We start from the raw sequence: 14,327 nt of genomic DNA, 5'->3' as shown, positions 1-14,327 counted from the left end.
GACCCTCCTGAAAAAGTCAACGCCAGGCGAAGGGCACCAGTTCCCTTGTGCACACGGGTGCGGGCGCGCGGCCGGTGTTGAGGCCGATGGCGGCCGTGAGGCAAACGCGGCCGCGCGGCGGACGCGGCGGCGGTTGCAGCGTCGCGGGAGCGGTTACAGCAGGCTCTCCGAGGCGAACCGCAGAACGAGCTGCGGGGCGCCGGAGAGGGCGATGCCGACGACCGCGGTGAGGCCGATGGCGGCCGTAAGGGGTACGGCGCGCGGGCGGACGACGGCCGCCCCGGCGGCGGGTGCGGGCTCCGCCCCGGCGGCGGGCTCGGGGGCGCGGAAGAGCACCGCCGTCCACTGGAGGTAGTAGTAGAGCGCCACGACCACGTTGAGCGCCATCACCACCGCGAGCCAGCCCAGCCCCGCGTCCACGGCCGCCGAGAAGACGGTCACCTTGGCGAAGAGCCCGATGACGCCCGGGGGCAGCCCGGCCAGGCACAGCAGGAAGAAGCCCAGGGCCAGGGCGGCGCCCGGGCGGGCCGCGTACAGCCCGCGGTAGTCGGTGAGGCGGTTGGCCGGGCTCGTACGGGCCACCAGGGCGGCCACGGCGAAGGCGCCGAGGTTCACGGCCGCGTACATCAGGGCGTACGCGACGGTGGAGCCGATGGCGCGGGAGGCGTCCTCGTCGGAGTCGGCGTAGCCGGCCGCGGCGATCGGGACCAGCAGATAGCCCGCCTGGGCGACGGAGGACCAGGCGAGCAGGCGTACGGCGCTGAAGGCGCGCTCCGGGCGCTGGCGCAGCGCCGCGGCGTTCCCCGCGGTCATGGTGAGGGCGGCCAGGACGGCGACGGCCGGGCCCCACACATCGGCGTAGGAGGGGAAGGCGAGGACGGTCACCAGGATGAGGCCGGAGAAGCCGACCGCCTTACCGACGACGGACAGATACGCCGCGACGGGCACGGGGGCGCCGACGTAGGTGTCGGGCACCCAGAAGTGGAAGGGCACGGCGGCGGTCTTGAACGCGAAGCCCACCAAGGTGAGCACGACCCCCGCCTGGGCGAGCGTGTCGAGCCGCGGGTCGACATGGGTGAGGGCAGCCGCGATCCGGGACAGATGGAGGCTGCCGGTGGCGGCGTAGACGAAGCTGACGCCGAGCAGCATCACGGCGGTCGCGGTGACCGAGGAGAGGAAGAACTTCAGCGCGGCCTCGGAGGACAGGCGGTCGCCGCGGCGCAGGCCCACCAGGGCGAAGGCCGGGAGCGAGGCCACTTCGAGGGCGATGACCAGGGTCGCCAGATCGCGGGAGGCGGGCAGCAGGGCGGCCCCGGCGGCCGAGGACAGCAGCAGGAACCAGAATTCGCCCGCGGGAAGTTTGAGGTCGTCGAGGGCGCTGAAGGACAGCAGCCCGGTGAGCAGCGCCCCGCCGAGCACGAGGAACTGGATGACGAGGGCGAAGGTGTCGGCCGTGTAGCTGCAGGCGTGGGCGCCGGTGGTCAGGCAGAAGGTGGAGCGGTCGCCGTCCAGCAGCGGCAGCAGGGCGAGCGCGGCCAGGGCCAGTCCCGCTATCGCTCCCCAGCCCAGCAGATGCTTCCTGCGCTCGGGCAGGAAGAGGTCCGCGACGAGGACGGCGAGGCCCGCCAGGGCCGCGATGGTGGGCGGTGCGACGGCGAGCCAGTCGACGGACTGGACGAGGCTGGTGGCCAGGCTCGTGGCGTTCGCAGTCATCGGTTGCCTCCCGCGAGGAGCTGCTGCACGGCCGGGTCGGTGAGGCCGAGGAGGGCCGCGGGCCACAGTCCGGCGAGGACGGTGAGGGCCACCAGGGGGCTCCAGGCGGCGAATTCATGACCGTGGACGTCGGCGAGGGCGGGCCGCTCGGGCTCGGTCCCGATGCGGGGCTCGATCGGATGGTCGCCCATGCAGACGCGCCGTACGACGATGAGCATGTAGGCGGCGGTGAGCAGGGTGCCGAGGCCGGCGAGCGCCATATAGGTGAGATACGCCGAGCGGCTGAGCCCGTCGGCGGGGTCGAAGGCGCCGAACATGGCGAGCATCTCGCCCCAGAACCCGGCGAGTCCGGGCAGCCCCAGGGAGGCCACGGCGCCGAAGGCGAGCAGTCCGCCCAGGCGCGGCGCCCTGCCGTACAGGGCGGCGCCGCTGGTGCCCGCGAGCTGGTCGAGGTCGGTGGTGCCGGAGCGGTCCTTGAGGGCGCCGACGAGGAAGAAGAGCAGCCCGGTGATCAGGCCGTGGGCGATGTTGGCGAAGAGCGCGCCGTTCACGCCGGTGGGGGTGAGGGTCGCGATGCCCAGCAGGACGAAGCCCATATGGCCGACGGAGGAGTAGGCGATGAGGCGCTTGAGGTCGCCCTTGGCGCCGGTGCGGGCCAGGGCGAGGCAGGCGAGGGATCCGTAGATGATGCCGACCACGGCGAACGCGGCGAGGTAGGGCGCGTAGGTGTGGGCCGCCCCGGGGGTCATCGGCAGCACGATGCGGACCAGCCCGTACGTGCCCATCTTGAGCAGCACGCCCGCCAGCAGCACCGAGCCCACGGTGGGGGCGGCGGTGTGGGCGTCGGGCAGCCAGCTGTGCAGCGGCCACATGGGGGCCTTGACGGCGAGTCCGACGATGATGGCGAGGGCCGCGATCAGCTGGGTGGTGTGGCTGAGCTCGGAGCCTTTGTCGGTGGCGAGTGCCACCATGTCGAAGGTGCCGCCCCCCAGCCCGACGAGGAGGAGGCCGAGCAGCATGACGACGGAGCCGAGCAGGGTGTAGAGGATGAACCGCCAGGCGGCACGCTCCCGTTCGCCGCTGCCCCACCGGTTGATGAGGAAGTACATCGGGATGAGGACCATCTCGAACGCCAGGAAGAACAGCATCAGGTCCAGCACCGCGAAGCTGGCCAGGGTGCCGGACTCCAGGAGCAGCAGCAGCGCGACGAAGGCCCTGGGGGACGGCCCGGAGGGCCGGTTGAAGTAGGCGTAGAGCGCGCTGAGGAAGGTCAGCAGCGCGGTCAGCACGAGCAGCGGCAGCGAGACGCCGTCGACGCCGAGGTGGATGCGGATGTCCAGCGCCGGGATCCAGCCGATGTCCGTCTGGGCCTGCATCCTGGCCGGGTGGTCGTGGTCGAAACCGGCGGCCAGGGCGATGGCGGCGGCGAGCACCACTCCGGTGACGGTCACGCCGTGGCGCAGTACGGCCTGGTCGGGTCCGCGGCCGCGCAGCCCGGGCGGGGCCGGGAGCAGGGCGGCGGCGCTGCCGAGCAGGGGGAGCACGACCAGGGCGGCGAGGAGGAGTTGCTGGACGGTGTGGTTCACGGGTCAGGCTCCCGCTGCGACGAGGACGGCGGCCACGGCCAGGACGAGGGAGCCCGCGAGCAGCGCGCCGAGGTAGGTCTGCACATTGCCGGTCTGGGCGCGGCGGACGGCCGCGCCGAGCAGGCGGGGGGCGCCGCCCGCGCCGCGTACGTACGTCTCGACGACCTCGCGGTCGAGGAAGCGGACGAGCCGGGCGGCGGCGGCCACGGGCCGGACGAACAGGGCGCTGTAGACGGCGTCGAGGTGGAAGCCGACGGCCGCGTGGCGGTGCAGCGGGCCCAGGAGCAGCCGCCCGGGGTCGGCGGGGTCGCTGGCGCCCGCGATGGAGCCGTAGGCCGCCTCATGGGTGGCGATGGCCTCGGCCTCGGAGACGGCGTCGGCGGCTTCGGGGTGGGCGGCCACCGCGCCGAGCGGGACGCGGGCGGCCCGGGCCGAGCTGTGCCGCCAGGCGCCGTACATGACGAGGGCGCCGACCAGGGCCAGCCCGGTGCCGAGGACGGAGGTGGTGAGGGTCGGGGTGAGCGTCTCGCCGTCGAACCAGTCGGGCAGCGTGCCGTAGGCGAGGCCGAGGGCGGCCGTGGGGACGAACAGCACCCACAGGACGGCGTTCATGGCCACCGGCTGCTTGCCGTGGTCGGGGACGGGCTCGCCCCGGCCGCGGAAGGCGAGCAGCCACAGCCGGGCCGCGTATCCGGCGGTGAGGAGCGCGGTAAGGAGGCCGGCGAGGAGGACGGTCCAGCCGACGCCCGCCGGGACACCGGAGGTGTGGCCGGTCGCGGCGTGCTCGGCAGAGCCGAGGACGGCCTCCTTGGAGAAGAAGCCCGCGAAGGGCGGGATGGCGGCGAGCGCGAGCAGCGCGACCGTCATCGTCCAGAAGGCGTCGGGAATGCGCTGGGCGAGGCCGCTCATCCGGGACATGGCGGCGAGGGAGTTGCTGCCGGCGGCGTGGATCACCACACCCGCGCCGAGGAAGAGCAGCGCCTTGAACGCGCCGTGGGTGATGAGGTGGAAGACGGCGGCGCCGCGGTCGTCGACGGCCAGGGCGCCCGTCATATAGCCGAGTTGGCCGACGGTCGAGTAGGCGAGGACCCGTTTGATGTCGTCCTGGGCGAGCGCGGCCAGCGCCGAGCCGACCATCGTCACGGCCGCCATGGCGGCCAGTACGGCGAGCGCGGCGGCGGAGGAGGCGAAGACGGGCAGCAGCCGGGCGACGACAAAGACACCGGCGGCGACCATGGTTGCCGCGTGGATCAGCGCGGAGACCGGGGTGGGGCCGGCCATCGCGTCCGGTAGCCAGGTGTGCAGCGGGAACTGCGCGGACTTGCCCGCGACCCCGGCCAGCAGCAGCAGCGCGATCAGGGTGGGGTGGTCCAGCGGCACCCCGGCGGTCTCGGAGGTCAGCCGGGTGTGGATCTCGCTGATGCGGAACGTGCCGGTGTCGCCCGCGAGCGCGAAGATGCCGATCAGGAACGGGACGTCGCCGAGCTTGGTGACCAGGAACGCCTTCAGGGACGCCGAGCGCGCGGCCGCAGTTTCCCAGTAGTGGCCCACCAGGAAGTACGAGCAGATGCCCATGATCTCCCAGCCGACGAGCAGCACGATCAGGTCGTCGGAGTAGACGACCAGGAGCATCGCGGCGGTGAAGAGGGAGACGAGCGCGGCGTAGGAGGGGTAGCGGGGGTCGTCCCGCAGATAGCCGGTCGAGTAGATCTGCACGCAGCAGGCGACAACGGCGACGAGGACCGCGACCAGGGCGGCGAAGCCGTCGACCTGCAGGGCGAGGTCGATGGGGACCGAGCCGGTGTCGGCGAGCCGGGTCGCGGCGGTGAGCGGGGCCGTGCCGCCGCCCGCTCCCCCGCCCTGCCGTACGGCGACGAGCACGGCGAGCCCGGCCGCGGCGAGGGTCGGCAGCACCGCGAGGGGGCGGACGAAACCGGGGGCGCGGCGGCCCAGCAGGAGCCCGGCGGCGGCGCCGAGGAAGGGCAGGAGGGGGACGAGAACGGCGGCGGTCGTGGTCGTCACGCGGTCTGCCTCCGGGCGCGTCGTGCCTGGTCGGCGTCGTTGTCAGGGGGGGCTGCCATGCTGTCGTCCATCGGGTCCTGGCCGTCCGACGGGGGGTCGGCCAGGTCCCGGAGCTTGTCGACGTCGGCGGTGCCGCGGTTGCGGTGGACGAGGAGGACGATGGCGAGGCCGATGCCGATCTCGGCGGCGGCGATGGCGATGGTGAAGAGGGTCAGGGCCTGGCCCGCGTGCAGGGTGTCGCGGAGCCAGACGTCGAAGGCGACGAGGTTGAGGTTGACGGCGTTGAGCATCAGCTCGACCGACATCAGCACCAGGATCGCGTTGCGGCGGGCGAGGACGCCGTACAGGCCGGTGCAGAAGAGGAGGACGGCGAGCACGGCGGGGTAGGCGAGGTGCATCAGCGCTTCTCCTTGCCGTGGCCGACGCGTGGGCCACTGTCGTGGCCGGTGCCTGGGCCGCTGCGGTGGTCGGCGCCTGGGCCGCTGTCGTGGCCGCTCTTGCGGGACAGGACGATCGCGCCGACGAGCGCGGCGAGGAGGAGCACGGACAGCGCCTCGAACGGCAGCACCCAGTGGCGGAAGAGGCTCTCACCGGAGACGGCGGTGGAGCCCTGGACGCCCTTGTCGAGCTCGATCCAGGTGGTCCGGAAGGCGTCCACGACCACCCACACCAGGACGCCCGCGGCGGCCACGGCCACCGCGAGCGCGGCCGGGCGGTTGCCCGAATCGGCGTCCGGGGAGGGGCCGATGGGCGCCTTGGTGAGCATCAGCCCGAAGAGGAGGAGGACGACGACGGAGCCGACGTAGATCAGCACCTGCACCCAGGCGATGAACTCCGCCGTGAGCAGGAGGTACTCCACGGCGATGCCGCCGAGCGCCACCACCAGCCAGAGGGCGGCGTGCACCAGTTGCTTGGTGGTGACGGTGAGGACGGCCGCGCCGAGGGTCGCGATGCCCACCAGCAGGAAGGCGATCTCGACACCGGTCGGCGACAGGAACCCGTGGCCGGTGGCGGCCAGGTGGACCGCGGGACTCACGTGGCGGCTCCGTTTCCGTCGGTGCCCTTGGCGCCGCCGGTGCCCTTGGCGCCGCCGCTCGCGTCGGGCCCGTCGCTCGCGTCGGAGGCGCGCTCCGCCTCGGCCTGCGCGGCCTCGGCGGCGGCCGCGGCCTCCGCGGCGGCGAGCTTGTCAGCGGCCTTACGGGCGGCGCCGATCTCCTTGGGCTCCTCCGCGCGCGGGTCGAGCGCGGGCGGCGCGGGCACCGTCCACATCCACTCGCGGAGCTTGTCCCGCTCATGGGTGAGATCGCGGATGTCCTCCTCCGCGTACTCGAACTCCGGCGACCAGAAGAGCGCGTCGAAAGGACACACCTCGATGCAGATACCGCAGTACATGCACAGGGCGAAGTCGATCGCGAACCGGTCCAGCACATTGCGGCTTCGCTCGCGCCCGCCCGGGGCGGCCGGGGGGACGGTCTCCTTGTGCGAGTCGATATAGATGCACCAGTCCGGGCATTCGCGGGCGCACAGCATGCAGACCGTGCAGTTCTCCTCGAACAGCCCGATCACGCCGCGGGTGCGGGGCGGCAGCTCGGGCTGCGCGTCCGGATACTGCGCGGTGTGCGACTTCCGGGTCATCGTGCGGAGGGTGACGGCCAGGCCCTTGGCCAGGCCGGATCCGGGGATGCCCATCAGGAGATCACCACCTTGACGACGCCGGTGAGGGCGATCTGGGCCAGGGAGAGCGGAATGAGGCAGGTCCAGGCGAACCGCTGCAGCTGGTCCTCGCGCAGCCGCGGATAGCTGACCCGCAGCCAGATCACGACGAAGGCGAGGACGGCCGTCTTCACCAGCGTCCACAGCCAGCCGAGGCCGTCGGAGAACGGACCGTGCCAGCCACCGAGGAAGAGGACGGTGGTCAGCCCGCACAGGATGACGATGCCCGCGTACTCGGCGAGCAGGAAGAGCGCGAACCGCAGCCCGGTGTACTCGGTGTACGCACCGAAGATGATCTCGGAGTCGGCGATCGGCGCGTCGAACGGCGGGCGCTGCAGCTCGGCGAGACCGGCGGTGAAGAACACCACCCCGCCGACGATCTGCCACGGCACCCACCACCACTCGAACGCCTCGAGGATGCCGGGCAGCGAGACCGTGCCCGCCGCCATCGCCACGGAGGCGGCGGTGAGCAGCATCGGCAGCTCGTACGCCATGAGCTGGGCGGCCGTGCGCAGGCCCCCGAGAAGGGAGAACTTGTTCGCCGAGGCCCAGCCCGCCATCAGCGAACCCAGCACCCCGACGCCCATCACGGCGAGCACGAAGAAGATGCCCGCGTCCAGGACCTGGCCGACAGCGCCCTCGGCGGGGCCGACCGGGATCGCGACGAGGACGAGGAGGTACGGCAGCAGGGCGACGGCGGGTGCGAGCTGGAAGATCCGCCGGTCGGCGCCGGTGGGTATGACGTCTTCCTTCTGCGCGAACTTCACCCCGTCCGCGACCAGCTGGGCCCACCCGTGGAACCCGCCCGCGTACATCGGCCCGAGGCGACCCTGCATATGGGCCATGACCTTGTGCTCCGTCTGCCCCACGAGCAGGGGCAGTACGAGAAAGGCGAGCAGGAGGGCGAGCAGTCGCAGCGCGACGTCGAGGACGTCGTTCACGCGGTGCCTCCTGGCTGGTCGTCGGAGTTGGTGTCGGGGGTGTCGGGCGTGTCGGAGGCGGGGTCGGGTTTCTCACCGCCGCGTCCGTCTCCGTCCGCCTCGGCCTCCGGTGCTTTCGATGCCTCCGGCTCGCGCGCGGACTCGGCGTCCTCGTCCCGCGCGGGGCGCGCATGATGCCAGGGGGCGTCGGACGAGCGGGTCCGCGGCGCCGGGCGACGCGGGTGCGCCGGGGACGCGGCTGCGGGCGACTCGGCCCCGGCGGCGTCATCGGCCGCGGGGGCTTCGGGCGTCGGTGGCTCGGCGGCGGCCGAGGGCTCATCGGCTGCGGCCCGCCGACTGGCGTCCGCGGCCGGGGCCGAGGCTTCCGCCGTCGGCTCCGCACCCGCCGAACGCTGGCTCGCGGACCCCTCGCCAGCACTACGGGAGCGCCGCGTCGGACGTTCGGCCGCAGGGGCGGGAGTCTCCCGCGCCGCCTCGGCGTCTGCGGGGCGTTCGGCCGCTGGGGTCTGAGCGTCCGCTGTCGGCTCCGCACCGCCCGGGCGCTGGCTTGCCGAGCCCTCGCTCACGCTGCGCGAGCGCCGCGCCGGACGTTCGGCCGCCGGAGTCGGAGCGTCCGCCGTCGGCTCCGCACCGGCCGGGCGCTGGCTCGCGGAGCCGGCCGTTGCGGTGCGGGTGCGGCGGGCGGGGCGCTCGCCCGCGGCGGCGCCCGCCGCGCGGGCGCCGCCGCGGGCCGGGCGGGCCGGGGCAGCGGGCAGCTGGCCCTTGAGAGGGCCCCACTCGTTGGGGTCGGGGACGCCCGGCGGCAGCATCTGCCGACGCTTGGGGCCATGGCCGGTGCCCGACTCCCCCGGCTCCTTCGCACCCGGCCACGCCTTGGCGACCCGGGCCGCCAGCACGAAGTCCTTGCGCAGCGGATGCCCCTCGAAGCCGTCGGGGAGCAGCAGCGGCGCGAGACCGGGGTGGCCGGTGAAGCCGATGCCGAACATCTCGTGGGTCTCGCGCTCATGCCAGGCCGCCCCGGCGTAGACGCCGGTCGCGGTCGGCAGTGCGGCCGCGTCGTGCGGCACGGTGGTGCGCACCAGCAGACCGCGCACCGCGCGCACCGCCGCGCCCCCGCCCCCGCCCCCGCCGAGAGCGACGACGTACGCGGCCACCCGGAAGCCGGTGCCCGGCTCGTCGACCGCGCTCAGCCAGTCGAAGTAGGTGCAGCCGAGGGTGTCGCGGGCCGTCTCCAGCGACACGATCCAGGAGTCGGCGGGGACGTCGACGGTGAGTAGGTCGTACGCCTCCTCCGCCGTGGCGCCCTCGCCAAACAGCTCGGTGGCGGAACGCGGCAGCCAGCCCACAGGCGGCACGGCCACCGCAGCGGGCTCCACCTCCGCGGCTTCCGCCGCCCCGGCTGGCTCCGTCGCCCCGTTCGGCTCCGTCGCCCCGGTCCGCTCCGCCGTCTCGTTCGGCTCGTTCGGCTCGGTCATGTCGTGTCTTCCCGCCCCGGAGGCGTGACCAGCCCGCTGCGCAGCGCGGCCGCGGACGGGCGGCCCGAGGCCGTGGACGTGGCGCTCCCGCGCCCCTGCCCGGCATCGGCATAGCGCTCGCTCAGCGACTCGCGCGCGATCTTCTCCTGGAGCTTGAGGATGCCTTGCAGCAGCGCCTCGGGCCGGGGCGGGCAGCCCGGGACGTAGACGTCGACGGGGATGATCTGGTCGACGCCCTTCGTCACGGCGTACGAGTCCCAGTAGGGGCCGCCGCAGTTCGAGCAGGCCCCGAAGGAGATCACGTACTTCGGCTCCGGCATCTGCTCGTACAGCCGCTTGACCGCGGGCGCCATCTTGTCCGTGACCGTGCCGGAGACGACCATCAGGTCGGCCTGGCGCGGCCCCGGCGCGAAGGGGATCACGCCGAGCCGGATGAAGTCGTGGCGGGCCATCGACGCGGCGATGAATTCGATCGCGCAGCAGGCGAGCCCGAAGTTGAAGACCCACAGGCTGTAGCGGCGGCCCCAGTTCAGGACGACCTTCATCGGCTCGGGAGCCAGCCGGGCCAGCGTGCCGAGACGGCGCGGCTCCGGCAGGTCCACCGGAGCGGAGGCGGGGACCGGCGCGGCGGCCGGCGTCGGCGTCGGGTTCGGTGTCACGTCCACTCCAGGACGCCCTTCTTCCATGCGTACAGCAGACCTACGGCGAGGAACCCGAGGAAGATGAACATCTCCACCAGCGTGGCGGCCCCGAAGCCGGGTGCCGCGAAGACCGTCGCCCACGGGAACAAGAAGATCGAGTCCACCGCGAAAATCACATACAGAAAAGCGTAGACGTAGTAACGGACCTGGGTGTGGGCCCAGCCCTCGCCCACGGGGTCCACTCCGCACTCGTAGGTCAGCAGCTTCTCGGGCGTCGGCACGACCGGCCGCAGCAGCCGCCCGGCCCCGAAGGCCACGGCGACGAAGATCACGCCGATCGCCGCCAGCAGTCCGACCACCGTATAGCCGTGGAAGTAGCCGTCCGCGAGCTGGACGCTGGTGACGCTCGTGGTGTGTACGGTCGTCGCCTCCGGCACGTCCGCCCCTCGCTCCCTGGTCTCGTGGTCCCTGCCTGCTCCTCGTCGACCTCGCGTGTTCGACGATCCGTACGGACGGGAAGTCTAGGCCCTGCCGCCGCCCGGCCGAGCGGCCCGTCCGCCATGCGGTGGGGCTAGCACCATGGCGGACCCCCGCCGGGCCGGGCAGTCTTGCTGCCATGACCTCCAGTTCCCCCGTCCACGGCCCCGACGGCGGTGGCCGTGGCCGCGGCGACGAGCGGCTGCCGCGGCCGCCCGCGTTCGCCTTTCCCGCGCAGACCTGGCAGGAGATCGCCTATCTCCTGGCAAATCTGCCGGTGGGCATCGTCTGCTTCATCCTCACCCTGGTCTGGCTGGCCGTGGGCCTGGGGCTGTCCGTCACGGTGGTGGGGCTGCCACTGCTGGCCCTGGGGCTGCGCTTCAGCCGGCTCCTCGGCCGGTTCGAGCGGAACCGCGCCAGGTCCCTGCTCTCGGTGCGCATCGATGAGCCCAGCCCCCTGCCGTACCGGCCGGGCAGCGGCGTCCTCAGCCGACTGTGGACGAGTCTGCGGGATCCGGTCGGCTGGCGTGCCACGCTGTACGCCCTGATCCGGCTGCCGTGGTCGGTGATCACCTTCGCTCTCACCCTGACCTCGCTGTTCGTCGCCTGGCCGGTGCTGCCGTGGATCGCCCGGGGGCTGACGCATGCGGATCGGGCGATGGTGCGCGGGCTGCTGTTCCCCTCCGATGAGCTGGAGCGGCGGATCGCCGAGCTGGAGTCGGACCGGGGCACGGTGGTCGACACCGCCGCCGCGGATCTGCGCCGGATCGAGCGCGACCTCCACGACGGCGCCCAGGCCCGCCTGGTCGCCCTCGCCATGGGGCTCGGTCTGGCGAAGGAGAAGCTGGACGAGGACCCGGAAGCCGCCGCCAAGATGGTCGACGAGGCCCACGGCGAGGTGAAGCTCGCCCTCCAGGAGCTGCGCGACCTCGCCCGCGGCATCCACCCCGCCATCCTCACCGACCGCGGCCTCGGCCCCGCCCTCTCCGCCCTCTCGGCCCGCTGCACCGTCCCCGTCACGGTCACCGTCGAGCTGCCCGAACGCCCGGCGCCCGCGATCGAGGGAATCGCCTACTTCACCGTCTCCGAACTGCTCCAGAACATCAGCAAGCACAGCGGCGCCCGCACCGCCGAGGTCGATCTGTGGCGCACCGAGGACCGGCTGCTGATCCAGGTACGGGACGACGGACACGGCGGGGCGACCACCGACGGGGGTACGGGGCTCGCAGGCCTGACGGAGCGGCTGGGCTCGGTCGACGGACTGTTCGCGGTGGATTCGCCGCCCGGTGGGCCGACCTCCGTGACCGCCGAGCTGCCCTGGCGCCACCGGACCGGGTCGGCGGCGGGCACGGCGGTGCGGCATTCCCGGCAAGGCGCCTGATGGGAGGGCAGAGCCAGCCTCCCGGCAAGGCGCCTGCGCGCCCCCGGAAGGTAGGGCTAACCCCCCGGTGAAGAGGCCGATCCGCCCGATGGTCGGGCCGGCCGCGCTCCGGGACTCTGGGTGTACGCAGAGCACGCGGCCCACCCCGCTGACCCGGATCGCGTGACCCACCAGGCTCCCGGAGGACGGACGAGACGATGGCCACCGCATATCGACCCTACGAGCCGGGGACTGAGCCCCGTGGCCATCTGGTGCCCGCGGCGCTGAAGGCGCCGTTCCAGGCCCGGGTCTGGCGTGAGTTCCTCTATCTCGTGATCAGCCTGCCTATGGCCATCCTCACCTTCGTCTACACGATCACGATGATCGCGCTCGGCGCCGGGCTGCTGATCACCTTCCTCGGTGTCCCGGTGCTCGGCGCCGCCCTCGCGGGCTGCCGGGCGCTCGGCGTCGTCGAGCGGGCCCGCGCCCGTGCGCTGCTGCGGCTGGAGGTGGCCGAGCCCGAGCCCGTCCTCGGCCGCAGGGGCGGCCGCGGGGGCAAGCGCGGGCCGGTCGCCTGGGTGGGCGCGCTGCTCAGGAGCGGCACCTCCTGGCGTCATGTGATCTACGCGCTGATCCATCTGCCGTGGGCGGTCTTCTCCTTCACGTTCGCCATCGCCTTCACCAGCTACGGCTGGGGCTTCGCGACCTATCCGCTGTGGCGCTGGGTCTTCCCCCGGTACATGGACGAGCCGGGCCTGCAGATCTTCGGGGACGACCACGGGCGCGCGTTCTATCTGGACACCCCGTTCGAGATCGCCGCGACCTGTGTCCTGGGTGTGCTGGTCCTGCTGCTGACCCCGTGGGTGATGCGGGCGCTGACCTCGGTCGACCGGATCATGGTGGCCGGGCTGCTCGGTCCGTCCCGGCTGGCGAGCCGGGTCTGGGAGCTGGAGTCGGACCGGGGCACGGTGGTCGACACCGCCGCCGCGGATCTGCGCCGGATCGAGCGCGACCTCCACGACGGCGCCCAGGCCCGCCTGGTCGCCCTCGCCATGGATCTGGGCCTGGCGAAGGAGAAGCTGGACGAGGACCCGGAAGCCGCCGCCAAGATGGTCGACGAGGCCCACGGCGAGGTGAAGCTCGCCCTCCAGGAGCTGCGCGACCTCGCCCGCGGCATCCACCCCGCCATCCTCACCGACCGCGGCCTCGGCCCCGCCCTCTCCGCCCTCTCGGCCCGCTGCACCGTCCCCGTCACGGTCACCGTCGAGCTGCCCGAACGCCCGGCGCCCGCGATCGAGGGAATCGCCTACTTCACCGTCTCCGAACTGCTCCAGAACATCAGCAAGCACAGCGGCGCCCGCACCGCCGAGGTCGATGTCTGGCGCACCGAGGACCGGGTGATGCTGCAGATCACGGATGACGGGCGGGGCGGGGCCGGCACCTCCGCCGGTTCGGGTCTGGCCGGGCTGGCCGAGCGGATCGACGCGGTGGACGGGATCCTCGTCGTCGCCTCCCCGCCGGGCGGCCCGACCACCGTGACCGCCGAGCTCCCCTGGCGCTGAGGGCGCACGGCCCGAACGGCCGATGCTGAAGGCGCACGACCGCACCGGCCGTACGCCCTCGGGGTCGGCCGGTTCTGCGCGACGCGGGCGGCCCAACCCTGGGATGCTGGTCCCCACGGAACAAGCGAAACGGGGGCCGAGTGAAACGGGGGCCGAGCATCGTGCCGGACAGAGTACGGGTGGTCATCGCCGAGGATTCGGTGCTGCTCCGGGAGGGGCTGACCCGGCTGCTGACCGACCGGGGCCATGAGGTGGTCGCGGGCGTCGGGGACGCGGAAGCGCTGATCAAGTCGGTGCGGGAGCTGGCCGACGAGGGCGTGCCGCCGGATGTGGTGGTGGCCGACGTGCGGATGCCGCCCACGCACACCGACGAGGGGGTGCGGGCGGCCATCCGGCTCCGCCGTGACCATCCGGGCCTGGGGGTGCTGGTCCTGTCGCAGTACGTGGAGGAGCAGTACGCCACGGAGCTGCTGGCCGGGAACAGCCGGGGCATCGGCTATCTGCTCAAGGACCGGGTGGCCGAGGTGCGCGAGTTCGTGGACGCGGTGGTGCGGGTCGCCGAGGGCGGTACGGCGCTCGACCCCGAGGTGGTCGCCCAGCTGCTGGGCCGCAGCCGCAAGCAGGATGTGCTGGCCGGGCTCACCCCGAGGGAGCGGGAGGTCCTGGGGCTGATGGCCGAGGGGCGGACCAATTCGGCCATCGCCCGGCAGCTCGTGGTGAGCGATGGCGCGGTCGAGAAGCATGTGAGCAACATCTTCTTGAAGCTGGGCCTGTCGCCGAGTGACGGGGATCACCGTCGGGTGCTCGCCGTCCTCACGTATCTCAATTCCTGAAAGC

13 protein-coding genes are annotated in these 14,327 nt (G+C 73.1%); 3 read left to right on the top strand and 10 right to left on the bottom strand.

Features of this window, described 5'->3' with window-relative positions; all coding sequences use genetic code 11:
- Positions 1-153 precede the first annotated feature (153 nt).
- Genes ACFYOY_RS40480 through ACFYOY_RS40435 form a run of 10 tightly spaced genes read right to left on the bottom strand, consistent with a single transcriptional unit; the run spans position 154 to position 10,528 of the window.
- Complete coding sequence (locus ACFYOY_RS40480; protein WP_351896171.1) at positions 154-1,713, bottom strand: NADH-quinone oxidoreductase subunit N; 1,560 nt, start codon at positions 1,711-1,713, stop codon at positions 154-156.
- Positions 1,710-3,299: a NuoM family protein gene (locus ACFYOY_RS40475; protein ID WP_388592717.1), complete on the bottom strand. Its 1,590-nt coding sequence runs from the start codon at positions 3,297-3,299 to the stop codon at positions 1,710-1,712. Before ACFYOY_RS40475 ends, ACFYOY_RS40480 begins: the two co-directional genes overlap by 4 nt.
- A 3-nt stretch (positions 3,300-3,302) precedes the next feature.
- Positions 3,303-5,321 (bottom strand): NADH-quinone oxidoreductase subunit L, encoded by a 2,019-nt coding sequence (locus ACFYOY_RS40470; protein WP_351896157.1) that lies wholly within the window; start codon positions 5,319-5,321, stop codon positions 3,303-3,305.
- Entirely contained in the window at positions 5,318-5,719 is a 402-nt protein-coding gene (nuoK, locus tag ACFYOY_RS40465) for an NADH-quinone oxidoreductase subunit NuoK (RefSeq protein ID WP_351896151.1), read from the bottom strand. Before nuoK ends, ACFYOY_RS40470 begins: the two co-directional genes overlap by 4 nt.
- Entirely contained in the window at positions 5,719-6,357 is a 639-nt protein-coding gene (locus tag ACFYOY_RS40460; RefSeq protein WP_351896145.1) for an NADH-quinone oxidoreductase subunit J, read from the bottom strand. Before ACFYOY_RS40460 ends, nuoK begins: the two co-directional genes overlap by 1 nt.
- Positions 6,354-7,010 carry an NADH-quinone oxidoreductase subunit I gene (locus tag ACFYOY_RS40455; protein WP_351896139.1) on the bottom strand — a complete coding sequence of 219 codons (657 nt, stop codon included), beginning with the start codon at positions 7,008-7,010 and terminating at the stop codon, positions 6,354-6,356. Before ACFYOY_RS40455 ends, ACFYOY_RS40460 begins: the two co-directional genes overlap by 4 nt.
- Positions 7,010-7,975: an NADH-quinone oxidoreductase subunit H gene (locus tag ACFYOY_RS40450; protein ID WP_388592713.1), complete on the bottom strand. Its 966-nt coding sequence runs from the start codon at positions 7,973-7,975 to the stop codon at positions 7,010-7,012. The genes ACFYOY_RS40455 and ACFYOY_RS40450 overlap by 1 nt, the downstream gene beginning before the upstream one ends.
- Positions 7,972-9,450, bottom strand: coding sequence for an NADH-quinone oxidoreductase subunit C (locus ACFYOY_RS40445; RefSeq protein ID WP_388592710.1), 1,479 nt, complete (start codon positions 9,448-9,450; stop codon positions 7,972-7,974). The genes ACFYOY_RS40450 and ACFYOY_RS40445 overlap by 4 nt, the downstream gene beginning before the upstream one ends.
- Positions 9,447-10,115: an NADH-quinone oxidoreductase subunit B gene (locus ACFYOY_RS40440; RefSeq protein WP_388592707.1), complete on the bottom strand. Its 669-nt coding sequence runs from the start codon at positions 10,113-10,115 to the stop codon at positions 9,447-9,449. Before ACFYOY_RS40440 ends, ACFYOY_RS40445 begins: the two co-directional genes overlap by 4 nt.
- Entirely contained in the window at positions 10,106-10,528 is a 423-nt protein-coding gene (locus tag ACFYOY_RS40435; protein WP_351896121.1) for an NADH-quinone oxidoreductase subunit A, read from the bottom strand. Before ACFYOY_RS40435 ends, ACFYOY_RS40440 begins: the two co-directional genes overlap by 10 nt.
- A gap of 179 nt (positions 10,529-10,707) precedes the next feature.
- Here ACFYOY_RS40435 and ACFYOY_RS40430 point away from each other — a divergent pair, with 179 nt between their 5' ends.
- From ACFYOY_RS40430 to ACFYOY_RS40420, 3 genes are all read left to right on the top strand, one after another.
- Entirely contained in the window at positions 10,708-11,949 is a 1,242-nt protein-coding gene (locus tag ACFYOY_RS40430; protein ID WP_388592705.1) for a sensor histidine kinase, read from the top strand.
- 197 nt (positions 11,950-12,146) lie between these two features.
- Positions 12,147-13,490 (top strand): sensor histidine kinase, encoded by a 1,344-nt coding sequence (locus ACFYOY_RS40425; RefSeq protein WP_388592703.1) that lies wholly within the window; start codon positions 12,147-12,149, stop codon positions 13,488-13,490.
- A gap of 161 nt (positions 13,491-13,651) precedes the next feature.
- Entirely contained in the window at positions 13,652-14,323 is a 672-nt protein-coding gene (locus tag ACFYOY_RS40420; protein WP_137966904.1) for a response regulator transcription factor, read from the top strand.
- Positions 14,324-14,327: the final 4 nt, after the last annotated feature.

It is taken from the genome of Streptomyces sp. NPDC007875 (genome assembly GCF_042868035.1).
GTDB classification, from domain to species: domain Bacteria; phylum Actinomycetota; class Actinomycetes; order Streptomycetales; family Streptomycetaceae; genus Streptomyces; species Streptomyces antimycoticus.
Note: the sequence above shows the minus strand (reverse complement) of the source record. Positions and strands in the feature narration are given on the sequence as shown.